The organism is Methylibium sp. (genome assembly GCF_035762065.1).
Taxonomy (GTDB): Bacteria; Pseudomonadota; Gammaproteobacteria; order Burkholderiales; family Burkholderiaceae_C; genus Methylibium.
Genome location: NZ_DASTPW010000038.1, coordinates 1 through 21,609 on the forward strand (window position 1 = coordinate 1; position 21,609 = coordinate 21,609).

At 71.0% G+C, this 21,609-nt stretch carries 20 protein-coding genes; 14 read left to right on the plus strand and 6 right to left on the minus strand.

Going from position 1 to position 21,609, the window contains the following annotated elements:
- Positions 1 to 227: 227 nt before the first annotated feature.
- The gene (locus tag VFR90_RS10070; RefSeq protein ID WP_326405994.1) at positions 228 to 2,711 is read right to left on the minus strand and encodes an ATP-binding protein; all 2,484 of its coding nucleotides are present in this window, start codon (positions 2,709 to 2,711) and stop codon (positions 228 to 230) included.
- A gap of 207 nt (positions 2,712 to 2,918) precedes the next feature.
- Positions 2,919 to 4,019, minus strand: a complete 1,101-nt coding sequence (locus tag VFR90_RS10075; protein ID WP_326405995.1) for an alkene reductase — start codon at positions 4,017 to 4,019, stop codon at positions 2,919 to 2,921.
- A gap of 115 nt (positions 4,020 to 4,134) precedes the next feature.
- Between VFR90_RS10075 and VFR90_RS10080 the strand changes: the two genes are divergently transcribed.
- The 9 genes from VFR90_RS10080 (at position 4,135) to VFR90_RS10120 (ending at position 14,267) form a co-directional block, all read left to right on the plus strand.
- On the plus strand, positions 4,135 to 4,986 hold the full coding sequence (locus VFR90_RS10080) for an HDOD domain-containing protein (RefSeq protein WP_326405996.1): 852 nt from the start codon (positions 4,135 to 4,137) through the stop codon (positions 4,984 to 4,986).
- A gap of 147 nt (positions 4,987 to 5,133) precedes the next feature.
- The gene (locus VFR90_RS10085; protein ID WP_326405997.1) at positions 5,134 to 5,904 is read left to right on the plus strand and encodes an ABC transporter ATP-binding protein; all 771 of its coding nucleotides are present in this window, start codon (positions 5,134 to 5,136) and stop codon (positions 5,902 to 5,904) included.
- A complete protein-coding gene (locus VFR90_RS10090; protein WP_326405998.1) occupies positions 5,894 to 6,619 on the plus strand; it encodes an ABC transporter ATP-binding protein in 726 nt (241 codons plus the stop codon). The genes VFR90_RS10085 and VFR90_RS10090 overlap by 11 nt, the downstream gene beginning before the upstream one ends.
- Positions 6,620 to 6,657: 38 nt before the next feature.
- Positions 6,658 to 7,869, plus strand: coding sequence for an ABC transporter substrate-binding protein (locus VFR90_RS10095; protein ID WP_326405999.1), 1,212 nt, complete (start codon positions 6,658 to 6,660; stop codon positions 7,867 to 7,869).
- A 116-nt stretch (positions 7,870 to 7,985) separates the two neighbouring features.
- The gene (locus VFR90_RS10100) at positions 7,986 to 8,870 is read left to right on the plus strand and encodes a branched-chain amino acid ABC transporter permease (RefSeq protein WP_326406000.1); all 885 of its coding nucleotides are present in this window, start codon (positions 7,986 to 7,988) and stop codon (positions 8,868 to 8,870) included.
- Positions 8,870 to 9,886, plus strand: coding sequence for a branched-chain amino acid ABC transporter permease (locus VFR90_RS10105; RefSeq protein WP_326406001.1), 1,017 nt, complete (start codon positions 8,870 to 8,872; stop codon positions 9,884 to 9,886). Before VFR90_RS10100 ends, VFR90_RS10105 begins: the two co-directional genes overlap by 1 nt.
- 122 nt (positions 9,887 to 10,008) lie before the next feature.
- Positions 10,009 to 11,784 (plus strand): carboxypeptidase-like regulatory domain-containing protein, encoded by a 1,776-nt coding sequence (locus tag VFR90_RS10110; protein ID WP_326406002.1) that lies wholly within the window; start codon positions 10,009 to 10,011, stop codon positions 11,782 to 11,784.
- A complete protein-coding gene (locus VFR90_RS10115) occupies positions 11,784 to 12,356 on the plus strand; it encodes a hypothetical protein (protein ID WP_326406003.1) in 573 nt (190 codons plus the stop codon). Before VFR90_RS10110 ends, VFR90_RS10115 begins: the two co-directional genes overlap by 1 nt.
- A gap of 387 nt (positions 12,357 to 12,743) precedes the next feature.
- The gene (locus tag VFR90_RS10120; protein ID WP_326406004.1) at positions 12,744 to 14,267 is read left to right on the plus strand and encodes a hypothetical protein; all 1,524 of its coding nucleotides are present in this window, start codon (positions 12,744 to 12,746) and stop codon (positions 14,265 to 14,267) included.
- A 37-nt stretch (positions 14,268 to 14,304) separates the two neighbouring features.
- On the opposite strand, the gene VFR90_RS10125 is transcribed toward VFR90_RS10120, so the two are convergent.
- Positions 14,305 to 15,009 carry a YggS family pyridoxal phosphate-dependent enzyme gene (locus VFR90_RS10125; RefSeq protein ID WP_326406005.1) on the minus strand — a complete coding sequence of 235 codons (705 nt, stop codon included), beginning with the start codon at positions 15,007 to 15,009 and terminating at the stop codon, positions 14,305 to 14,307.
- A 50-nt stretch (positions 15,010 to 15,059) separates the two neighbouring features.
- Here VFR90_RS10125 and VFR90_RS10130 point away from each other — a divergent pair, with 50 nt between their 5' ends.
- From VFR90_RS10130 to VFR90_RS10145, 4 genes are all read left to right on the plus strand, one after another.
- Positions 15,060 to 16,103, plus strand: a complete 1,044-nt coding sequence (locus VFR90_RS10130; RefSeq protein ID WP_326406006.1) for a type IV pilus twitching motility protein PilT — start codon at positions 15,060 to 15,062, stop codon at positions 16,101 to 16,103.
- Positions 16,104 to 16,137: 34 nt separating this feature from the next.
- Positions 16,138 to 16,743 carry a cyclic nucleotide-binding domain-containing protein gene (locus VFR90_RS10135; RefSeq protein WP_326406007.1) on the plus strand — a complete coding sequence of 202 codons (606 nt, stop codon included), beginning with the start codon at positions 16,138 to 16,140 and terminating at the stop codon, positions 16,741 to 16,743.
- A gap of 23 nt (positions 16,744 to 16,766) precedes the next feature.
- Positions 16,767 to 17,903, plus strand: coding sequence for a PilT/PilU family type 4a pilus ATPase (locus VFR90_RS10140; protein ID WP_326406008.1), 1,137 nt, complete (start codon positions 16,767 to 16,769; stop codon positions 17,901 to 17,903).
- 119 nt (positions 17,904 to 18,022) lie between these two features.
- The gene (locus VFR90_RS10145) at positions 18,023 to 18,916 is read left to right on the plus strand and encodes an NAD(P)-dependent oxidoreductase (protein WP_326406009.1); all 894 of its coding nucleotides are present in this window, start codon (positions 18,023 to 18,025) and stop codon (positions 18,914 to 18,916) included.
- A gap of 1 nt (position 18,917) precedes the next feature.
- Here the strand turns inward: VFR90_RS10145 and VFR90_RS10150 are convergent, their stop codons facing one another.
- From VFR90_RS10150 to VFR90_RS10160, 3 genes are all read right to left on the minus strand, one after another.
- On the minus strand, positions 18,918 to 19,595 hold the full coding sequence (locus VFR90_RS10150; RefSeq protein ID WP_326406010.1) for a BON domain-containing protein: 678 nt from the start codon (positions 19,593 to 19,595) through the stop codon (positions 18,918 to 18,920).
- Positions 19,592 to 20,188: a phosphoheptose isomerase gene (locus tag VFR90_RS10155; RefSeq protein WP_326406011.1), complete on the minus strand. Its 597-nt coding sequence runs from the start codon at positions 20,186 to 20,188 to the stop codon at positions 19,592 to 19,594. The genes VFR90_RS10150 and VFR90_RS10155 overlap by 4 nt, the downstream gene beginning before the upstream one ends.
- Before the next feature lie 73 nt (positions 20,189 to 20,261).
- A complete protein-coding gene (locus tag VFR90_RS10160) occupies positions 20,262 to 20,681 on the minus strand; it encodes a YraN family protein (RefSeq protein ID WP_414676523.1) in 420 nt (139 codons plus the stop codon).
- Between VFR90_RS10160 and rsmI the strand changes: the two genes are divergently transcribed.
- Entirely contained in the window at positions 20,659 to 21,591 is a 933-nt protein-coding gene (rsmI, locus tag VFR90_RS10165; RefSeq protein WP_326406012.1) for a 16S rRNA (cytidine(1402)-2'-O)-methyltransferase, read from the plus strand. The genes VFR90_RS10160 and rsmI overlap by 23 nt on opposite strands.
- Positions 21,592 to 21,609: the final 18 nt, after the last annotated feature.

The window sequence follows — 21,609 nt, forward strand, 5'->3', positions numbered from 1 at the left end:
CGCTGCGCGCCGCGGGCCCCGCCGCGCGTTCGCGGCCGAGGCACGCGCTGCTGGCCGACGTGGACTTCGCGCATTCCAGGTTGCGGGGCTGAGCCCAAAGGGGAGCGGGCGGGTCGGGGTGGATGAGAGCGAGCCCCTGACCACCACGTCCCGCTCTCCTTCTTTTTCTTCCCCGCTCCGTTGCCGATCCTGACGCAGCACTCGGGCGTGCCGCGGGCCGGACAACGCTAGGCGGCGACGGGCGCCACCGCGCCGTGGCCGTCGAGCAGCGCGAGCAGCCGCTCCACATCGACCGGCTTGGTCAGGTACTCGTCGAAGCCCGCGTCGCGCGCGGCGCGGATGCTCTGCGGCAGCGCGTCGGCCGACAGCGCGACGCGCGGCACGCCGGCCAGCGCCGGCTCGTCCCGCAGGGCCTCCAGCACCTGCAGGCCGCTCATGTCGCCCAGGTGCATGTCGATCAGCAGCAGCTGCGGCGCCGGCGCGCTGCGCGCCAGCTCGATCGCCTCGCGGCCGTTGCGCGCGATGCTCAGGGCGCAGCCGGGACGCAGCGTCAGCAGCTGGCGCATCAGCTCGACGTTGAGCTCGTTGTCCTCGGCGTAGAGCACGGTCAGCGTCGCCGGGCCGGCCGCCGCCCGGGGTGCCGCCGGGGCGGCGGGCGCTGCCGGCTCGGGTGGCGCGGGCGTGTCGTCGCAGGGCAGGTCGACGACGAAGGTCGAGCCGCGGTCGCTCTCGCTGTGCACGGTGATCGAGCCGGCCATCAGCTCGACCAGCCGCAGCGTGATCGCGAGGCCGAGCCCGGTGCCGTCGACGCTGCCGCGCTCGGCGCCGAGCCGGTTGAAAGGCTCGAACAGATGCGCCTGCTGCGCGGGCGTGAGGCCGAAGCCGGTGTCGGTGACCGCGAGGCTGACGCGATCGAGCGCGGTGTCGATCGCCACCGTCACCCGGCCGCCCGGCCGGTTGTACTTGATCGCGTTGCTGAGCAGGTTCACCAACACCTGGCGCAGCCGCATCGCGTCCGCGCGCACCTGCAGCCCGGCGAGCGAGGCGCTGCCGCCGACCTCGAGCCGCACGCCGCCGGCCCGTGCGGTGGGCGCGACCAGCGCGAACGAGTCCTCGATCAGCTTGCGCACCGGCACCGGCCCGATCGAGAGCGGCAGGCTGCCGCTTTCGATGCGCGAGAGGTCGAGCACGTCGCCGATCATCGCCAGCAGGTGCTGGCCGGCGTGCTCGATGTGCGCGATGCGCGCGCGCTGCGTGTCGGCGAGCGGCGCGTGCGGGTCGCTCGCGAGCAGCTGCGCGAAGCCGAGCACCGCGTTCAGCGGCGTGCGCAGCTCGTGGCTCATGCGCGAGAGGAACTCGGTCTTCGCCGCGTTGGCGCGCACCGAGGCCTCGGCGGCGACCACCGCCTCCTCGTAGCGCTTGCGCTCGGTGATGTCGTCGATGTAGCCGTGCCAGAGCGTCGCGCCGTCGGCCAGCCGCTCGGGCGTGCCGCGGCCGAGCACCCAGCGCCGCCCGCGCAGGGGCAGCTCGACCTCCCATTCGAGCGCCCACGGCGCGAGCGCGCGCCCGCAAGCCTCGAGCGTGCCCCAGACCTTGCCGCGCTGGCCCTTGACGACGCGCTCCATCATCAGCCGCGCGTCCTGCCGCACCGGGCCTTCGGGGTCGAGCTCGAACAGGTCGCGCATGCCTTCGCTGGCGTAGGGCACGGTGGCCCGGTCGGCGGTGTCGATGCGGAACTGGAGCAGCACGCCCGGCACCTTGCTCGCGAGCTTGACGAACTGCGCCTCGCGGGCGCGCAGCTCGGCTTCGGCGCGCTTGCGCTGGTCGATGTCGGAGACGATCGCCACCGTGTAGAGGAACTCGCCGCGCGCGTCGCGCGCTGCGGTAAGCGCGAGCTGCACCCACACGGAACTGCCATCGCCACGCAGGTAGCGCTTCTCGCCGAGCAGGTGATGGATCTCGCCGCGCACCAGCGGCTGCATCTGCGCGGCCCAGGCGGCCCGATCGTCGGGATGGGTGAGTTCGTCGGCGCGCATGGCGAGCAGCTCCTCGGCCGGCCGGCCGACCAGCTCGCACATGCGCGCGTTGACCTCGATGAAGCGGCGCTGCGGATCGACGCGCACGATGCCGACGCCGCACAGCTCCAGGTTGGTGTGCCAGCGCCGGTCGTTCTCGCTCAGGCGCGCTTCGGCGGCGCGGCGCTGGCGGTCGAGCTGCACCGCGGCGATCACGCCGGCGACGGCCTGGAACATCGGGTCGAGCCGTTCCAGCATCGCGGTGTCGTAGCCGCCGGGTCGGTTGGCGAGACCGACCATGCCGACCATCTCGCCGCCGTAGTGCAGCGGCAGGCCGAGGAAGCTGTTGAGCGGCAGGTGACCCGAAGGCATGCCGCGGCCGGCGCGCGGATCGTTCGGGGCGTCGTTGGCGATCACCGGCTGTGCGGTGACGAGTGCGGCGCCGAACAGCGTCTTCAGGTTGCGGAACTCGATGCCGCGGACCCGCTCGCGCTCGACGCGCTCGCGCGAGGCGTCATCCCAGGCGATGTTGGTCATCGTGAAGATGCGCAGGTAAGGCACGCCGGGCTCGTCGTGCCAGACCTCGCCGATGAAGCCGTACTCGCTTTCGCAGAGGGCCAGCAGCTCCGGCAGGATGGGATCGAGCGCCCGGTGCGGCTCGACGCTGCGCACGAAGCTGGCCTGGATGCGGCGCACCACCGCAGCCAGCGGGGGGCGATCGGATGGCTCGGTTTGGGGGGACGACACTGCCAATGAACCCCGGAAACGCGGCGCCGCGGCGCCACGGGACGGCGATCATGCTGCGAAGCCCCACCGCGTGGAAGCGAGGAAGGACCCTCGCAGGCGGCCGCCCGACGCCAGCCGTGCGGCATCGTCCACGCCGCGTGCGTTTCGCCGTGGCGCTCAGGCGGCGAGCGCCGGGTAGTCGGTGTAGCCGCGGGCGCCGCCGCCGTAGTAGGTGGCGCGGTCCGAGGGCGCGAGCGGCAGCTCGCGCCGCAGCCGCTCGACCAGGTCGGGATTGCTGATGAACGGGCGGCCGAAGGCCACCACGTCGGCTTCGCCGGTGGCGACGGTGCGCTCGGCGAGCGCACCGTCGTAGCCGTTGTTGACGATCCACGGCGCCTTCGCGAGGCGGCGCAGCGCGGCGTAGTCGAAGGCCTCGCCTTCGCGCGCCGGCACGTCGCGCGGCCCGCCGGTCGCGCCTTCGATCACGTGCACGAACGCGAGGCCGAGCCCGCCGAGCCGCTCGGCCACGTGCTCGAACAGCGGCTGCGGGTCGGCGTCGCTCACGTCGTTGGCCGGCGTCACCGGCGACAGGCGGATGCCGGTGCGGCCGGCACCGATCTCGGCGGTGACGGCCTGCATCACCTCGACGAGCAGCCGCGCGCGGTTCTCGATCGAGCCGCCGTAGGCATCGGTGCGGTGGTTGCTGCCGCTGCGCAGGAACTGATCGAGCAGGTAGCCGTTGGCCGCATGGACCTCGACACCGTCGAAACCCGCCTCGATCGCGTTCGCCGCGGCGCGGCGGTAGTCGGCGACGATGCCCGGCAGTTCGTCCAGGCGCAGCGCGCGCGGCTCGGAGACGTCCTCGAAGCCGTTGGCGGTGAAGGTCTTCGTGTTCGCGCGGATCGCCGACGGCGCGACCGGCACCTCGCCTTCGGGCAGCAGCGACACGTGCGAGATGCGCCCGACGTGCCACAGCTGCACGACGATCCTGCCGCCCGCTTCGTGCACCGCGCGCGTCACCGCCTTCCAGCCCTCGACCTGCTCGGCGCTGTAGATACCCGGCGTGTCGAGGTAGCCCTGGCCGAGCGGCGAGATCTGCGTGGCCTCGGTGACGATCAGCCCGGCGCTCGCGCGCTGCGCGTAGTAGGTCGCGGCCAGCGGCGATGGCACCCGGCCCGGCGCGGCGCGGTTGCGCGTCAGGGGCGCCATCGCGATGCGGTTGGCGAGCTGCAGCTCGCCCAGGCGCACCGGGTCGAACAACGAGGGGCGGTCAGGCATCTTGGACACGGGATGGGCACTCCGTCACGGTAGGAAGCGGCGGACTCTAGAAGCCGCCCGAAACGCCCGCTGCTGCAAGCCTTCTCGCTTCGTGCTTGCCCCTACGATGGCCCGCATGGCCATCGACCAGACCCTGCGCGCCCTCGACATCGACCTGCCCGCCTGCCCGCAGGTGCTGGTGCAACTCTCGGTGCTGATGCACGACGAGGGCGCCAACCTGCGCATCATTGCCGAGCTGATCGAGACCGACATGGCGCTCGCCTCGGCGGTGGTGCGCACCGTCAATTCCGCCTACTTCGGCCTGCAGCGTCGCGTGGAGTCGGTGCCCGAGGCGGTGCGCTACCTCGGCACGCGCGAGGTCTCGGCGCTGACGTTCGAGATCGGCCTGCGTGGCGCCTTCCCGCCGCGGCCGATGCTCAATGCGCTGTGGGAGCGCGCCGGCCGTCGGGGGCTCGCGATGGGACGGGCCGCGCCCGCGCTCGACCTCGACCCGTGGCTCGCGCACACCGCCGGCCTGTTCGCCGAGAGCGGCCAGGCCGCGCTCGTGATGCACGACACCGAAGGCTACGAAGCCCTGCTCGCCTCGACGCCCGATGCCTTCGCCCAACTCGAGGGCGAGACCGCGCTGTACGGCGTGAACCACGCCGCGCTCGGCGCGGCGCTGTGCCAGGTCTGGGGCCTGAGCTCGCAGGTCGCCGCCGCGGTGCGGCTGCGCCCGGCGGTGCTGCAGAGCCTGGCCGACGCGGGCCAGTCCAAGCACCCCGACACCGATGCCCCGTGGCTCACCGAGCCGCTGGGCACGCAGCAGCTGCTGGCGCTCGGCGCGATCGTCGATGCCGGCCTGGCCGGCTGCGACGAGCCGACGATCGCGCGCTACAGCGCGGCGGTCGGCCCGGTCGCCGGGCTCGATGCCGGCGCGCTGCGCGAGGCGGCGCTGGCGGGGGTGGCGCGGGTGCAGGCCGGCTGAGTCGTCACCCGGCCTCGGCGCGCGAGCGCGGGGCCCGCCTCCAGGCCCTCGCGCCGCCCGCCTGTGTCGCCTCGGCGTCTAGGGATAAGCCCGGCTCGTTGCGCCGCAACACGGCACCTACAGTGGGTCGCTCTCCTCGCGCCCCGCATGAGCGACCTCCTCCTCGAAACCCGCGATCTGACGAAGGAATTTCGCGGCTTCGTCGCCGTCGACCGGGTGAATCTGAAGGTGCGCAGCGGCCACATCCATGCGCTGATCGGCCCGAACGGCGCGGGCAAGACGACCTGCTTCAACCTGCTGACGAAGTTCCTCGCGCCCACCCGCGGCACGATCCACTTCAAGGGCCACGACATCACCGGCGAGACGCCCGCGCACATCGCGCGCCGCGGCGTGATCCGCTCCTTCCAGATCTCGGCGGTGTTCCCGCACCTCACCGTGCTGGAGAACGTGCGCATCGGCCTGCAGCGCGCCACCGGCACCTCATTCCACTTCTGGAAAGGCCTGAGCGAGCTGCGCACGCTCGATGCGAAGGCGCTCGAGCTGCTCGAGCGCGTCGATCTGCGCGAGATGGCGCACTTGAAGGCCGCCGACCTGCCCTACGGCCGCAAGCGCGCGCTCGAGATCGCGACGACCATGGGCATGGAGCCCGAGCTGATGCTGCTCGACGAGCCGACGCAGGGCATGGGCCACGAGGACGTCGAGCGCGTCACCGCGCTGATCAAGCGCGTGGCCGAAGGGCGCACGGTGCTGATGGTCGAGCACAACATGAAGGTGGTCGCGAGCATCGCCGACCGCATCACCGTGCTCGCGCGCGGCGCGGTGCTGGCCGAGGGCGACTACGCCGAGGTGTCGAAGCACCCGGCGGTGCTCGAGGCCTACATGGGCAGCGAGGCGACGGAGTTGCAAGGTGCCCACTGACACCGCGGCCCCGGCGCTGGAGATCCGCGACCTCAACGCCTGGTACGGCGAGAGCCACATCCTCCATGGCGTGAACCTCAGCGTGCCACGCGGCCAGGTGGTGACGCTGCTCGGGCGCAACGGCGCGGGCCGCACGACGACGCTGCGCTCGATCATGGGGCTGGTGGGCCGGCGCCAGGGCTCGATCAAGGTCCACGGCGACGAGACGATCGCCCTGCCCACGCACCGCATCGCCCACCTGGGCATCGGCTACTGCCCGGAGGAGCGCGGCATCTTCGCGTCGCTTTCGGCCGAGGAGAACCTGCGCCTGCCGCCGCCGCTGAAGGCCGGGCGGGGCAAGGCGATGAGCGAAGCGGACCTCTACGCGATGTTTCCCAACCTCGCCGAGCGCCGCGCGAGCCAGGGCACGCGCCTGTCGGGCGGCGAGCAGCAGATGCTCGCGGTCGCCCGCATCCTGCGCACCGGCGCCGACATCCTGCTGCTCGACGAGATCTCCGAGGGCCTGGCGCCGGTGATCGTGCAGGCGCTCGCGAAGATGATCCGCGCGCTCAAGTCGCAGGGCTTCACCGTGCTGATGGTCGAACAGAACTTCCGCTTCGCGGCCAAGCTGGCCGATCACTTCCACGTGATCGAGCACGGCCACGTCGTCGAATCGTTCCCCGCGTCCGAGCTCGCCGCCAAACAGTCGGTGCTCGACGAGCTGCTCAGCGTCTGAACCGGACGCACCCCCCATTTCCTTCGAAGGAGTTCCGCATGAAGCTCGCACTGCAACGCATCGCCCGGGCCGCCGTCCTCACGCTCGGCGGCGTGGCCGCGGCCCAGGCCCAGGTGTCGGGCGACGTGGTGAGGATCGGGATCATCACGGACATGTCGGGCCTGTATGCCGACATCGACGGGCCCGGCGGCGTCGAGGCGATCAAGATGGCGGTGGCCGACATGAAGGGCATGGCCGCGGGCAAGAAGGTCGAGGTCGTCTATGCCGACCACCAGAACAAGGCCGACGTGGCCGCGAGCAAGGCGCGCGAGTGGTTCGACACGCAAGGCCTCGACATGCTGATCGGCGGCACCAATTCGGCGACCAACCTCGCGATGACCAAGGTCGCGGCCGAGAAGAAGAAGCCCTTCATCTCGATCGGCGCCGGCACCTCGCGCATGAGCAACGAGGACTGCACGCCGTATTCGATCCACTACGCCTACGACACCGTGGCGCTCGCCAACGGCACCGGCAGCGCGGTCACCAAGGCCGGCGGCAAGAGCTGGTACTTCCTGACGGCCGACTACGCCTTCGGCCAGTCGCTGCAGAACGACACCACGGCCGTCGTCACCAAGTCGGGCGGGCAGGTGCTCGGCAGCGTCAAGCACCCGCTGTCGGCGTCCGACTTCAGCTCCTTCCTGCTCCAGGCGCAGAGCAGCAAGGCACAGATCCTCGGCCTCGCGAACGCCGGCGGCGACACGATCAACTCGATCAAGGCGGCCAACGAGTTCGGCGTCACCAAGTCGATGAAGCTGGCCGGGCTGCTGATGTTCATCAACGACATCCACTCGCTGGGCCTCAAGACGACGCAGGGCATGTACATGACCGACAGCTGGTACTGGAACCAGAGCCCCGAGGCGCGCGCCTGGAGCCGGCGCTTCTTCGAGAAGATGAAGCGCATGCCGTCGTCGCTGCAGGCGGCCGACTACTCGGCGACGATGCACTACCTGAAGGCGGTCGACGCCGCGAAGACCGACGACGGCGACAAGGTGATGGCGCAGATGAAGGCCACGCCGATCAACGACTTCTACGCGAAGGGCACGATCCGCAAGGAAGACGGCCGCGGCGTGCACGACATGTTCCTGCTGCAGGTGAAGACGCCGGCCGAATCGAGCGAGCCCTGGGACTACTTCAAGGTGGTCGAGAAGATCCCCGGCGACCAGGCGTTCACCAAGCTGGCCGACAGCAAGTGCCCGCTCGTGAAGAAGTGATGTCGGCCCCGACGCCTGTCGCTGCGCGCCTGCGCTGCTCCCCGAGCGGGCGCGGCCGGCCACGGGGCGGCCCGGCGGCCGGCCGGGGCGCGTCGACGGCCGATTGAGCAGCGGCCATGGAAGTTTTCGGCATCCCGCTGTCCGCGTTCCTGAGCCAGCTCCTGCTGGGGCTGGTGAACGGCTCTTTCTACGCGATGCTGTCGCTCGGGCTGGCCGTGATCTTCGGCATGCTCAACATCATCAACTTCGCGCACGGCGCGCTGTACATGATGGGCGCCTTCCTCGCGTGGATGGGGCTTGAGTACCTGGGGCTCAATTACTGGGTGATGCTGCTGGTGGCGCCGCTTGCGGTCGGGGCACTGGGCATCGCGATCGAGCGCCTGCTCTTGCAGTGGCTCTACCAGCTCGACCACCTGTACGGCCTGCTGCTGACCTTCGGCATCACGCTCGTCACCGAGGGCGTGTTCCGCAGCTTCTACGGTGTCTCGGGCCAGCCCTACCCGGTGCCCGACGCGCTGCAGGGCGCCACGAACCTCGGCTTCATGGTGCTGCCGAACTACCGCGCGTGGGTGGTGGCGGCGTCGGTGGTGGTGTGCCTCGCGGTCTGGGCGCTGATCGAGAAGACCTCGCTCGGCGCGACGCTGCGCGCCGGCACCGAGAACCCCAAGCTCGTGCAGGCCTTCGGCATCAACGTGCCGCGCATGGTGACGCTCACCTACGCCGGCGGCGTCGCGCTCGCGGCCTTCGCGGGCGTGCTGGCCGCGCCGATCCTGCAGGTCTCGCCGCTGATGGGCAGCAACCTGATCATCGTGGTGTTCGCGGTCGTGGTGATCGGCGGCATGGGCTCGATCCTCGGCTCGATCCTCACCGGCCTCGGACTGGGCATCGTCGAGGGGCTGACCAAGGTGTTCTATCCGGAGGCGTCGAACACGGTGGTCTTCGTCGTGATGGCGATCGTGCTGCTGGTGCGGCCCGCCGGCCTGTTCGGGAAAGAGAAGTGATGGCCGCTGTGCCCGCACCGGCCGCCACCGCCGCGCGCCCCGCGCGCTCGCCCTTGCTCGGCTACGCGCTGCTGTTCGCCGCGGTCGCGGCGCTCCCCTTCCTCGGCGCGTACCCCATCTTCGTGATGAAGGTGATGTGCTACGCGCTCTTCGCCTGCGCCTTCAACCTGCTGATCGGCTTCACCGGCCTGCTGAGCTTCGGCCATGCGGCCTTTCTCGGCGCCGCCGCCTATGCCGCCGGGCATGCGCTGAAGGTGTGGGGGCTGCCGGTGCCGCTGGGGCTGGCGTTCGGCGTCGGCGTCGCGGCGCTCGCCGGGCTGGCGTTCGGCTGGCTCGCGATCCGCCGCAGCGGCATCTACTTCTCGATGATCACGCTCGCGCTCGCGCAGATGCTGTACTTCTTCTTCCTGCAGGCGCCCTTCACCGGCGGGGAAGACGGCTTGCAATCGGTGCCGCGCGGCACGCTGTTCGGCCTGAACCTCGGCAACGACCTGACGCTGTACTACCTGGTGCTCGCGATCTTCGCGGCGGCGTTCTGGCTGATCTACCGCGTCGTGCACTCGCCGTTCGGCCAGGTGCTGACCTCGATCCGCGAGAACGAGGCGCGTGCCACCTCGCTGGGCTACGACGTCGACCGCTTCAAGCTCGTCGCCTTCGTGCTCAGCGCCGCGCTCGCCGGCCTGGCCGGCGCCACCAAGACGCTGGTGCTCGGCTTCGCGACGCTGACCGATGCCGTCTGGACGACCTCCGGCGCGGTGATCCTGATGACGCTCGTGGGCGGCATGGGCACGATGGTCGGCCCGATCGTCGGCGCGCTGGTGATCATCGCGCTGGAGAACAAGATCGGCGACGCGGGCCGCTGGCTGGCCGAACTGACCGGCATCGGCTGGTTCAACGGGCTGGGTGAATCGGTGACGCTGGTGACCGGGCTGATCTTCATCGTCTGCGTGCTGGCGTTTCGCCGCGGCGTCGTCGGAGAAGGCCTACGGCTGTGGGAGCGCTGGCGCGCCCGCTGAGCCGCGCAAGCCCGCGCGCCGAGGTGCAAATTGACACGGCACGACGCGGGCCGCCCGCTATCGTGCGCCACCGGCCGCCGGCCCTGCGATGCGGCTCATCGCTCCACGAAAGATCCCCCGAGATGCCTGACGAACTTCGTGCCGGAGCTTCATCGACCTTGCGGCCGTCGCGCGCCCGGCGGCGGCAGCGCATCGCGGCGCTCACCGCGATGGCGGCCCTGCTGTCAGCCTGCGGCGGCGGAGGCGGGGGCGGCGACAGCCCTGCACCCGCACCGCCCTCGCCACCCACCAGCTCGACCTGCGCAGCACCGGCGCCCAACCCGGCGCTCGGCGTGAACCCGGGGCCGGTGCCGAGCCCGCCCGCGCCCAGCGGCGCCTTCGTGATCGTCGGCACCGCGACCTACGACTTCGTGCCGACCAACAGCACCGGCCGCGGCCTCGACTACGCCGGCACGACGCCGCGGCCGATTCGCGGCGCGACGGTGCAGCTGCTCGACGGCGCGAACAACGTGCTGGCCACCACGACGACCAGCGAGACCGGCTCCTACGGCTTCGGGCTGCCCAGCGCCCAGCCGGTGCGGGTGCGGGTGCGCGCGGAGATCCGGCGCAGCGGCTCGCCCAACGGCGACCGCAACTTCACGGTGCTCGACAACACCGCATCGAACGCGCTGTACGTGCTCGACTCCGCGCCGCTGACGCCGGCCGCCGGCTCGAACACCGTCAACCTGAACGCCGCGTCCGGCTGGGGCGGCAGCAGCTACACCGGCACGCGCAGCGCCGGTCCCTTCGCCATCCTCGACGTCGCCTATGCCGCCCAGACCAAGGTCGCGAGTGCCGATCCGACCGTGACGCTCGCGCCGCTGCAGCTCTACTGGAGCCCCAACAACCAGCCCGCGGTCGGCAGCAGCGGCGGGCCCGACTTCCCTGCCGGCCTGATCGGCACCTCGTTCTTCACGTCGAGCGGCAGCACACGTTCGCTCTACCTGCTCGGCGCCGCCAACACCGACACCGACGAGTACGACAGCCACGTCGTCGCCCACGAGCTCGGCCACTACCTGCAAAGCGCGCTGTCGCGCGACGACAGCCCCGGCGGCGCGCACTCCACGCAGGACGAGCTCGACTTGCGCCTCGCGTTCTCGGAAGGCTGGGGCAATGCGTGGTCGGGCATGGCGCTCGGCAGCCCGCTCTACACCGATTCGCAGGGCAGCGGCCAGGCCGCGGGCTTCGCGATCAACGTCGGCACACCGCCGGGCGCCGGCGACCGCGGCGCCTATTCGGAAAGCTCGTCGCAGTACCTGCTGTGGACACTGCACCAGGACCCGGCGGTCGGCTTCACGCCGATCTACTCCTCGATGCGCGGGCTCGCCGCGGCGCCGACCTTCACGACGCTCTACAGCTTCGCCGCGCAGCTGAAGACGGCGCTCGCGAGCGCGGCCGCCTCGATCACGAGCCTGTGGGCCGGCCAGCAGATCGTCGCGCAGGACGCCTGCGGCAGCGGCGAATCGAACGCCGGCGCGAACGCGAGCAACCTGCCGGTCTACAAGGACTACGGCGCGACGGCCGGTGTGGTGCAGAACTATTGCGTCAACACCAGCAGCGATCCCGACAACGACGGCAACAAGCTCGGCCGCCACGTCTACGTCCGCTTCGCCTTGAGCGGCGCGCGCACGATCACCGCCACGCGCAGCGGCGGCAGCTTCACCGGCGCGTCGGATCCCGACCTGGTGCTCGTGCGCTCCGACGGCAGCCGCAGCTTCGCGAACGCCGAGACCACGCCGACGCAAGCCCTGGTCACGACCTTGCCGGCCGGCACCCACGTGCTCGGGCTCGAGGACTTCAATCTCGAGGCGCCGGCGAACACGCCCGCCACCAGCTGCTTCAACCTCACGGTGAACTGATGAACGGCCTCGCTCGCCTCCCCCGCCTTCCTCGGCTCGCGCGCCCGCTGGCGTTTGCGCTGGCGGCCGCGCTCGCCTCGACCGCCTCGGCCGGCTCCGACGGCATCCGGCCGCCGAACGCCACTGCGCCGTCGAAGCCGGCCGCGCCGCGCTGGACCGACGCCGCCGCCAAGCACGGCGGCTCCGGCATCCGCCTTCGCTACGAGGTCCCTGCCGCGCTGCAGGCCGGCGTACCGGCCGAACTGCAGCTGCAGTTCAGCGGCATCGGCGCCGCGGACGCCCGTGTCGAGCTGCGCGCACCGCAAGGCGCGAGCCTGACCGACACGAGCGGCAACGCCGTCGGCAGCGTCGCGCTGCCGGCCGGCCGGACGACGACGCTGCGGCTGCGCCTCACCCCGGCGCTCGACGGCCTGCAAACGCTCGACGTCTTCACCTCGCAGGCTCAGCGGCTCAGTGCGCAGTCGGTGCCTTTGAAGGTCGGCAGCGGCAAACCGGACCTGAAGACGATGGGCAAGCCGCAGACGATGCCCGATGGCGAGAAGGTGATCTCGCTGCCTGCGCAGACGCGCTGAAGCGCGTGGCGCGTGGCGCGTGCGGCATTCGACGCAGAGCCGGTCTTCGTGGTCCTTTTCGGCGGATGCCGCGACGCCCGCCTGAGTAGTCTTTCGCGCGTTGCGCCCTGCGCGTTGACGCCGCTCGAACGCGGCTCGCCGGACATGTTGGACTCCGCCCTCGACACCCGGAGGCCCGCGCCGCTCGCCCGCGAGCGCTTGCAGCGCCTGTGCTCGATCGCCGCGTGGATCGCCGCCGCGACGGCCTGCGGCGGCGGCGTCGACTCCCCGGTACCGCCGCCGGTTGCGGTGGAAGCACCGGCGCCGGGGCCGGAGCCGACCCCCGGGGCGCCCGCCCCGGGCCCGAGCCCGGCCCCCGGACCCGGTCCGGCGCCGGCCCCCGGGCCGGTGCCGCCTTCGCCGGCTCCGTCGCCGACACCCGGCGGCTTCACGATCAGCGGCCGCGCGACCTACGACTTCGTGCCCGCGCGCGCCAACGGCATCGGACTGGACTACGCCGCCACCGTCGCCCGGCCGATCCGCGGCGCGACCGTCTGGCTTGTCGATGCCGACGACCTCTTCATTGCGGAGGCGACGACCGACGCCGACGGCAACTACCAGTTAACGACCACGACGGCGCGGCCGATGTTCGTGCGCGTGTACGCCGAGATCTTCCGCAGCGACGGTGCGCCGGGCGGCGGGCGCAACATCACGGTGCGCGACAACACCGCCTTCGACGCGCTCTACCAGCTGCAAGGCGCGGTGTTCACGCCCGCGGCCGCCGCCACCACGCAAAACCTGCATGCGGCCTCCGGCTGGGGCGGCAGCAGCTACACCGGTCCGCGCGTCGCGGCGCCCTTCGCGGTGCTCGACGTGGCGTATGCGGCGCAGGCCAAGGTCGCCTCGGTGAGCACGGTCGACCTGCCGACGCTCTTCATCGCCTGGAGCCCGTCGAACCGCGCGATCGACGGCGACGTGACGGCCGGCGAGATCGGCGCCTCGCGCTACGAGAACCCGGTGTCGATCTACCTGCTCGGCGCCGCCGATGCCGACACCGACGAGTACGACCGCCACGTCGTCGCTCGCGAGCTTGGCTCCTGGCTGCAGACCGCGTTGTCGCGCGATGTCGTGCTCGAAGGAACGCACGGCAGCGCCGACCGGCTCGACATGGTCGATGCTTTCTCGCACGGCTGGGCCACCGCCTGGGCGGCCATGCTGCTGGACGACCCGGTGTTCACCAACGCGAGCGGCGCCGGCCAGGCCGGCGGGTCGGCCGTCAACCTCGGCACCGCGCCGGCGGCGAACCGCGGCTGGTATGCGGAAGCCTCGGTCGCGCACCTGCTGTGGGCGGCGCACCAGACGAGCGGCATCGGCTACGCGCCGATCCATCAAGCCTTCGTCGCGCTGGCGCAGGCGCCGACCTTCCCGAGCATCTACAGCTTCACCGCCGCGTTGAAGGCCCGGGCGCCGGCCGCGGCGGCGACGATCGACGGCCTGTGGGCCGGGCAGAACGTCGTCGCGCAGGACGCCTACGGCGCCGGCGAATCGAACAACGGCGGGAGCGCGGCCAACCTGCCCGTCTACAAGACCCATGTCGCCGCTCTCGGCGCAACGCAGAACTATTGCGTCAACGGCAGCAACGGCACGCCGAACAAGCTCGGCAACCGCGTCTACATCCGCTTCGGCTTCAGCGGCACCCGCACGATCACCGCCACCCGCATCAGTTCGACCGGCAACGCGCTAACCGACCCGGACTTCCGCCTGATCACTGCCGCAGGCGAGCAGGATTTCGCGCTGTCCGGCGATCCCGATGAAGAAGTACTGCCCGACGTGGCACTGCCGGCCGGCACCCACGTGATGGCGCTGTACGACTACAACATGCTCGACAGCGGCAGCAGCGGCACGAGCTGCTTCGACGTCAGGGTGGACTGAGCGCCGGCGCGGCGCGGCGCGTCACGGCGCGCGAGCTTCAGCGCCCGCGTGCGCCGAACAGCGCCTCGCCCACGCGCACGATCGTCGAGCCTTCGGCCACGGCGGCTTCGAGGTCGGCGCTCATGCCCATCGACAGCGTGTCGAGCGCGAGTCCTTCGTCGGCGTTCAGGCGATCGAGCAGTTCCCGCAGCGCACGATGTGGCGCGCGCTGGGAGGCGGCATCGGCGGCCGGCTCGGGGATCGCCATCAGGCCGCGCAGGCGCAGGCCAGGCAGGGCCGCGACCGCCTTCGCCAGCGCGGCGGCCTCGGCCGGCGCGACGCCGCTCTTGCTCGGCTCGCCGCTGATGTTGACCTGCAGGCACACCGAAAGCGGCGCCATGCCGGCCGGCCGCTGCTGCGAAAGCCGCTCGGCGACCTTGAGCCGATCGACCGAATGCACCCAGTCGAAGGCCGCGGCGACCGCGCGCGTCTTGTTGCTCTGCAGCGGGCCGATCAAATGCCACTCGACCGCGTGCCGCGGCACGCCGAGCGCGGCGAGCGCCTCGATCTTGTCGAGCCCCTCCTGGACATAGTTCTCGCCGAAGCGCGCGAGCCCGGCGCCAAAGGCGTCACGCACCGCCGAGGCCGGCTGCAGCTTGCTCACGCCGAGCAGCGTGACGCTTGCCACGTCGCGCCGCGCCGCGGCGCAGGCGCTCGCGATGCGGCCCTTCACGGCCTCCAGCTTGTCGGTGATCGTCGCCATAATCGTTTGAACACTCTGTCGCGAGGCCGTGAAGCGGCTCGCCGACCCCCATGGACATCACCCAGCTGCTGGCCTTCTCGGTCAAGAACAAGGCCTCGGACCTGCACCTGTCGGCCGGACTGCCGCCGATGATCCGGGTGCATGGCGACGTGCGGCGCATCAACGTGGATCCGCTGGACCACAAGAACGTGCACGACATGGTGTACGACATCATGAACGATGCGCAGCGCAAGGCCTACGAGGAGACGCTCGAATGCGACTTCTCGTTCGAGATCCAGGGCCTCGCGCGTTTCCGCGTCAACGCCTTCAACCAGAACCGCGGCTCGGGCGCCGTCTTCCGCACCATCCCGAGCAAGATCCTGACGCTCGAGCAGCTCAACGCGCCGAAGATCTTCGCGGAGCTTTCGCTGCGCCCGCGCGGCCTGGTGCTGGTGACCGGGCCGACCGGCTCGGGCAAGTCGACCACGCTGGCCGGCATGGTCAACCACATGAACGAAAACGAGTACGGGCACATCCTCACCGTCGAGGACCCGATCGAGTTCGTGCACGAATCGAAGCGCTGCCTGATCAACCAGCGCGAGGTCGGCCCGCACACGCTGAGCTTCAACAACGCCCTGCGCTCTGCGCTGCGCGAGGACCCCGACGCGATCCTCGTCGGCGAGATGCGCGACCTGGAGACCATCCGCCTCGCGCTCACCGCCGCCGAGACCGGCCACCTCGTCTTCGGAACGCTGCACACGAGCAGCGCGGCGAAGACGATCGACCGCGTGATCGACGTCTTCCCCGCCGCCGAGAAGGACATGGTGCGCGCGATGCTGTCGGAGTCGCTGATCGGCGTGATCTCGCAGACGCTGTGCAAGCTCAAGGACGGCTCGGGCCGCGTGGCGGCGCACGAGATCATGCTCGGCACGCCGGCGATCCGGAACCTCATCCGCGAGGCCAAGGTCGCGCAGATGTACAGCTCGATCCAGACCGGCAACGCGATGGGCATGCAGACGCTCGACCAGAACCTGTCCGACCTGGTGCGGCGCAACGTCATCACGCCGGCCGAGGCGCGCGGCAAGGCGAAGACGCCGGAGAACTTCCCGGGCTGAGGCCCGTATCGCGCTCGCTGCCGAGCCGTTCGCGATGAAGAAGTTCGAGCCCGCTCAGGACGGCGACGAGTCGCGACCCGCGCCGCTGGACGCCGACGAGCGGACCGAGGCGCCGACCGACGTGTCCTGGCCGGCGCGCGCCGCGAAAATTTCTGCCAAGCCGCACCCGCGCGACGCCGGCACGGCGCTCTTCATGCAGCTGTGGCGCAGCGACGGCCACGGCCTCGAGCTGAACGACGCCGAGATGCGCGCGCTTGCGCAGTACCTCGACTTCGCGCTGGTGCCGGCCGGTGCCGAGCTGATCGCCCAGGACGAGCGCGGCGACTTCCTGCTCGTGCTGCTGGAAGGCCGCATCGGCGTGGAGCACGTGCGGCCGAGCGGCGAGCGGCCGCGGCTGGCCGAGGCGCGCGCGGGCGACCTGCTCGGCGAGATGTCGCTGCTCGATGCCGGCCCGCGGTCGACCGCCTGCACGACGCGCACGCCGTGCCTCGTCGCGGTGCTCGAAGCGCGCCGGCTCGACGCGATGATGGAAAGTGCGCCGCGGCTTGCGCTGGCGGTCGTCACCGCGCTCGCGCGCAGGCTTTCGCTGCGCCTGCGCGAGGTGAGCGCGCGGCTGTCGGCCTTGCTCGGCGGCGCCTGACCGAACACACCGGGAGTTGGACCATGGAACGCGACCAGGCCTCGAAATTCGTCAACGACCTGCTGCGGCTGATGATCAGCCGCAACGGCTCGGACCTCTTCCTCACTGCCGATTTCCCGCCGGCGGTGAAGGTCGACGGCCGCGTCACCAAGGTCTCGCCGCAGCCGCTGACGCCGCAGCACACGATCGCGCTGGCGCGGGCGATCATGAACGACAAGCAGGCGGCCGAGTTCGAGAAGACCAAGGAGTGCAACTTCGCGGTCGCGCCGACCGGCATCGGGCGCTTCCGGGTCAACGCCTTCGTGCAGCAGGGGCACGTTGGCCTGGTGATGCGGGTGATTCCGCAGAAGCTGCCGACCATCGATTCGCTCGGCCTGCCGCAGATCCTGAAGGACGTGGCCGAGACCAAGCGCGGGCTGGTCATCTTCGTGGGTGCGACCGGCTCGGGCAAGAGCACCTCGCTCGCGGCGATGGTCGATCACCGCAACGAGAACTCGCAGGGCCACATCATTACGATCGAGGACCCGGTCGAGTTCGTGCATCCGCACAAGAACTGCATCGTCACGCAGCGCGAGGTCGGCCTCGACACCGACGGCTGGGAGATGGCGCTGAAGAACACGCTGCGCCAGGCGCCCGACGTGATCCTGATGGGCGAGATCCGCGACCGCGAGACGATGGACCACGCGGTGGCCTTCGCCGAGACCGGCCACCTGTGCATGGCGACGCTGCACGCCAACAGCGCGAACCAGGCGCTTGACCGGATCATCAACTTCTTCCCCGAGGAGCGGCGCGCGCAGCTGCTCATGGACCTGTCGCTGAACCTGAAGGGCCTGATCTCGCAGCGGCTGCTTCCGCGGCAGGAGGGCAAGGGCCGCGTCGCGGCGGTCGAGATCCTGCTCAACACGCCGCTGGTGGCCGACCTGATCTTCAAGGGCGAGGTGCAGGACATCAAGGACCTGATGAAGCGCAGCCGCGAGCTCGGCATGCAGACCTTCGACCAGAGCCTGTTCGACCTTTATGAAAGCCAGCAGGTCACCTACGAGGACGCGCTGCGCAACGCCGACTCGGTGAACGACCTGCGGCTGCAGATCAAGCTCAACAGCGCCCGGGCGCGCAACCAGGATTTGGCCGCGGGCACCGAAGGCCTCACCTACGGCTGATGAAATGAGCCACCCCCGTTGCGGCTTCGCCGCGCTCCCTCAAGGGGGCGCCGCCGGCAGACCGGCAAAGCCGGATCTGCGGCGGCTGCTCGCCAACGCAAAAACTTGAGACGTTCACGATGAGCGGCAAAACCTACGAAAGCGTGCCATCGCGCCGCGTCGCCTTCCTCGGCCTGGGCGTCATGGGCCATCCCATGGCCGGCCACCTGGCGCGCGCTGGCCATGCAGTGACGGTCTACAACCGCACCGCGGCCAAGGCTGAAGCCTGGGCGAAGGAGTACGGCGGCGCGCATGCACCGACGCCGATGCAGGCCGCCGCCGAGGCCGACGTCGTGTTCGCCTGCGTCGGCAACGACGACGACCTGCGGGCGGTCACGCTTGGCGAGAGCGGCGCCTTCGGCGGCATGAAGCCGGGCGCGGTGTTCGTCGATCACACGACCGCGTCGGCCGACATCGCGCGCGAGCTGGCGGCGGCGGCGCAGGACCGCGGGATCGGGTTCGTCGACGCGCCGGTCTCCGGCGGCAACCTCGGCGCGATCAACGGCCAGCTCACCGTGATGTGCGGCGGCGAGGCCGAACACTTCACGGCGATCCAGCCAGTCGCGATGGCCTTCGCGAAGGCGGTGACGCTGCTCGGCCCGGCCGGCAGCGGCCAGCTCGCGAAGATGGTCAACCAGATCGCGATCGCCGGGCTCGTGCAAGGCCTCGCCGAGGCCATCGCCTTCGGCCAGAAGGCCGGCCTCGACATGAGGGCCGTGCTCGGCGTGATCGGCAAGGGCGCAGCGCAGAGTTGGCAGATGGACAACCGTGGCCCGACGATGATCGACGGCAAGTTCGACTTCGGCTTCGCGGTCGACTGGATGCGCAAGGACCTCGGGCTGTGCCTCGACGAGGCCGGCCGCCACGGTGCGCGGCTGCCGGTGACGGCCCTCGTCGACCAGTTCTATGCCGACGTGCAGGCCGCCGGCGGCAGCCGGCTCGACACCTCGAGCCTCATCACACGGCTGCGCTGAGCTACCTGCCCGACGCCGGGGCCGACTTCGGCTGATCCTTGACCGAGGTCTGCGCCTGCGCGAGTTCGGCCTCGGTGATGATCTCGAAGACCTTCACCACCTTGTTCACGTTGGCGACGCCGCGGGCGATCTCGGTCCCGCGGATCGCTTCGCGCTCGGTGACGCGGCCCATCAGGAAGACGGTGCCGCGCTCCACCACGATCTTGTAGGCCGACGAGAAGGTGTCGCGCGCGTCGATGTAGCTCGCGCGCAGCCGGGTGGCGATCAGCGCGTCGCTCGAACGCTCGCCGAAGCTCGAGTTCGGACCGACCGTCAGTTCGTTGACGACCGCCTTGACGTTCTCGATCTTCGACACCGCAGCCTCGGCCGCGGCCTTGTCGGACTCGCTCGCGACCTGGCCGGTGAGCAGCACCGTGCGATTGAAGCTGGTGACGTTGACGTGGCCGAGGCCGCCGATCGCTTCCTTGATGCGCGAGCCGGACTTGAACTCGATCGACTGGTCGTCCACCTGTGCGCCGGTCGTGCGGCGGTCGCTCGCGACCACCGCGCCGCCGAGCGCCGCGCCGCCGATGAGCAGCGGTGCGCAGGCGGTGAGCGCACCGGCGAAGGCGAGCAAGCCGGCCAGCACCACGGGCCGGGCGATGCGGCGGGTCGAGCCCTCGGATTCGCTGCGGTTCATTCGGTCTCCTGTTCGCCGAGCAATTGCACATCGACCGCGTCGCAGATGCAGTGGATGGCGAGGATGTGCACTTCCTGGACACGCGCGGTGCGTTCGTGCGGCACGCTGATGTGCACGTCGGTCTCGCTCAGACGCTGGCCGAGCTTGCCGCCGCCGCGGCCGGTGAGCGCGATGACCGTCATGTCCTTGTCGTGCGCGGCATCGACGGCGGCCAGAACGTTGGCCGAATTGCCGCTGGTGGTGATCGCGAGCAGCACGTCGCCCGGGTGGCCGAGCGCCTGCACCTGCTTCGCGTAGACCGCGTTGAACTCGTAGTCGTTGGCGATCGCGGTGAGGATCGAGGTGTCGGTGTTCAGCGCGATCGCCGCCAGCCCGGGCCGCTCGCGCTCGAAGCGGCCGACGAACTCGGCGGCGAAATGCTGCGCGTCGCTGGCCGAGCCGCCGTTGCCGCAGGCGAGCACCTTGCCGCCTGCGGTGATGCAGCCGAGCACCGCCTGCACCGCGTCGGCGATCGGCTTGCTCAAGGCCTCCGCGCATTGATTCTTCAGGTCGGCACTGTCGAAGAAATGCCGCTGGATTCGTTGTTCAAGCATGGCGGGAATCATAGGTCAGGGCCTCGGAGCGACCAGGGGGCGCGAGGTTCCGCCTGCCCGCGTCGAAGCGGTGTCAAGCCGCGTCGAAGGCCGCACGCAGCCACGCGAGGCGCTCGCCGTCGATCGCGACCACGTCGAAGCGGCAGGCCGGCGCAGCGGGCCAGCGCAACAGATAGTGCTGCGCGGCATAGACGATGCGCCGCTGCTTGGACGCCGACACCGAGCCGGCTGCACCGCCGTGCGAGGCCGAGCGTCGCGCGCGCACTTCGACGAAGACCAGCGTGCCGTCGCGATCGCGCATCACCAGGTCGATCTCGCCGGCGCGCCGGCTGGGGCCGGCCGCCACGCGGTAGTTGCGCTCGACCAGCACGAGCCCGGCGCGCAGCAGGTGTGCGAGCGCGAGCGCCTCAGCGCCGTCGCCCTGCGCCTTGGTCGTGCGACCATGCCTTGCGGCTTTTCCGCCTTCTTCGATGGACGTCTCCCTGATCCGCAGTGCGGCAGCGCAGGCTGCCGGCGCCCAGCAGTATCCGCAAGGCGCGCTGTACGTCGTCGCGACGCCGATCGGCAATCTCGCCGACCTCAGCCTGCGCGCGATCCATCTGCTGGGCCTCGTCGATGCGGTGGCTTGCGAGGACACCCGGGTGACGGCCGGGCTGCTGCGGCACTTCGGCATCGACAAGCCGCTCGTCGCGGTGCATGAACACAACGAAGCCGAGGCGGCCGCGGCCGTGGTCGCGCGGCTCGCGGCCGGCGAGCGCGTCGCCTACGCGAGCGATGCCGGCACGCCTGCGGTCAGCGACCCGGGCGCGCGGCTGGTGGCCGCCGTGCGCGCGGCGGGGCATCGCGCCGTGCCGCTGCCGGGCGCGAGCAGCGTCGCCGCGGCGCTCAGCGCGGCAGGCGATGCCGGCGGCGCGGGCTTTCGCTTCGTCGGTTTCGCGCCCGCGAAAGCCGCCGAACGCGCAAGCTTCCTCGCGACGCTGGCCGGCGACGCGCAGACGCTGGTGCTGTTCGAGGCGCCGCATCGCATCGAGGCGCTGGCCGAGGCGCTGGCGCGAGCGATGCCCGAGCGACCGGCGAGCCTGTGCCGCGAGCTGAGCAAACAGTTCGAGCAGATCGAAACGATGCCCGCGGCGATGCTGCCGGCCTGGCTCGCCGCCGACGCGCAGCGGCGCCGCGGCGAGTTCGTCGTCGTGCTCCATGCCATCGAGCGCGCCGCCGAGGCCGGCCTCCCCGCCGCAGCCGAGCGACTGCTGGACCGGCTGCTCGAGGCGATGCCGCTGAAACAGGCCGTCGCGATCACCGCCGAAGCGACCGGCGCGCCGCGCAACGCGGTCTACGCGACGGCGCTCTCCCGCCGGACCGGCGCGCCCCAGGACGATCCCGCGATCGATCGCGGTCATTGAGATCGCCGTGGCCGCCGC

Bases quoted from the DNA above. Each gene is read 5' to 3' on its own strand.
- VFR90_RS10075 (WP_326405995.1), bottom strand. From the start codon at position 4,019: ATGCCTGACCGCCCCTCGTTGTTCGACCCGGTGCGCCTGGGCGAGCTG.
- VFR90_RS10080 (WP_326405996.1), top strand. From the start codon at position 4,135: ATGGCCATCGACCAGACCCTGCGCGCCCTCGACATCGACCTGCCCGCC.
- VFR90_RS10085 (WP_326405997.1), top strand. From the start codon at position 5,134: ATGAGCGACCTCCTCCTCGAAACCCGCGATCTGACGAAGGAATTTCGC.
- VFR90_RS10095 (WP_326405999.1), top strand. From the start codon at position 6,658: ATGAAGCTCGCACTGCAACGCATCGCCCGGGCCGCCGTCCTCACGCTC.
- VFR90_RS10100 (WP_326406000.1), top strand. From the start codon at position 7,986: ATGGAAGTTTTCGGCATCCCGCTGTCCGCGTTCCTGAGCCAGCTCCTG.
- VFR90_RS10105 (WP_326406001.1), top strand. From the start codon at position 8,870: ATGGCCGCTGTGCCCGCACCGGCCGCCACCGCCGCGCGCCCCGCGCGC.
- VFR90_RS10110 (WP_326406002.1), top strand. From the start codon at position 10,009: ATGCCTGACGAACTTCGTGCCGGAGCTTCATCGACCTTGCGGCCGTCG.
- VFR90_RS10115 (WP_326406003.1), top strand. From the start codon at position 11,784: ATGAACGGCCTCGCTCGCCTCCCCCGCCTTCCTCGGCTCGCGCGCCCG.
- VFR90_RS10125 (WP_326406005.1), bottom strand. From the start codon at position 15,009: ATGGCGACGATCACCGACAAGCTGGAGGCCGTGAAGGGCCGCATCGCG.
- VFR90_RS10130 (WP_326406006.1), top strand. From the start codon at position 15,060: ATGGACATCACCCAGCTGCTGGCCTTCTCGGTCAAGAACAAGGCCTCG.
- VFR90_RS10135 (WP_326406007.1), top strand. From the start codon at position 16,138: ATGAAGAAGTTCGAGCCCGCTCAGGACGGCGACGAGTCGCGACCCGCG.
- VFR90_RS10140 (WP_326406008.1), top strand. From the start codon at position 16,767: ATGGAACGCGACCAGGCCTCGAAATTCGTCAACGACCTGCTGCGGCTG.
- VFR90_RS10145 (WP_326406009.1), top strand. From the start codon at position 18,023: ATGAGCGGCAAAACCTACGAAAGCGTGCCATCGCGCCGCGTCGCCTTC.
- VFR90_RS10150 (WP_326406010.1), bottom strand. From the start codon at position 19,595: ATGAACCGCAGCGAATCCGAGGGCTCGACCCGCCGCATCGCCCGGCCC.
- VFR90_RS10155 (WP_326406011.1), bottom strand. From the start codon at position 20,188: ATGCTTGAACAACGAATCCAGCGGCATTTCTTCGACAGTGCCGACCTG.
- rsmI (WP_326406012.1), top strand. From the start codon at position 20,659: ATGGACGTCTCCCTGATCCGCAGTGCGGCAGCGCAGGCTGCCGGCGCC.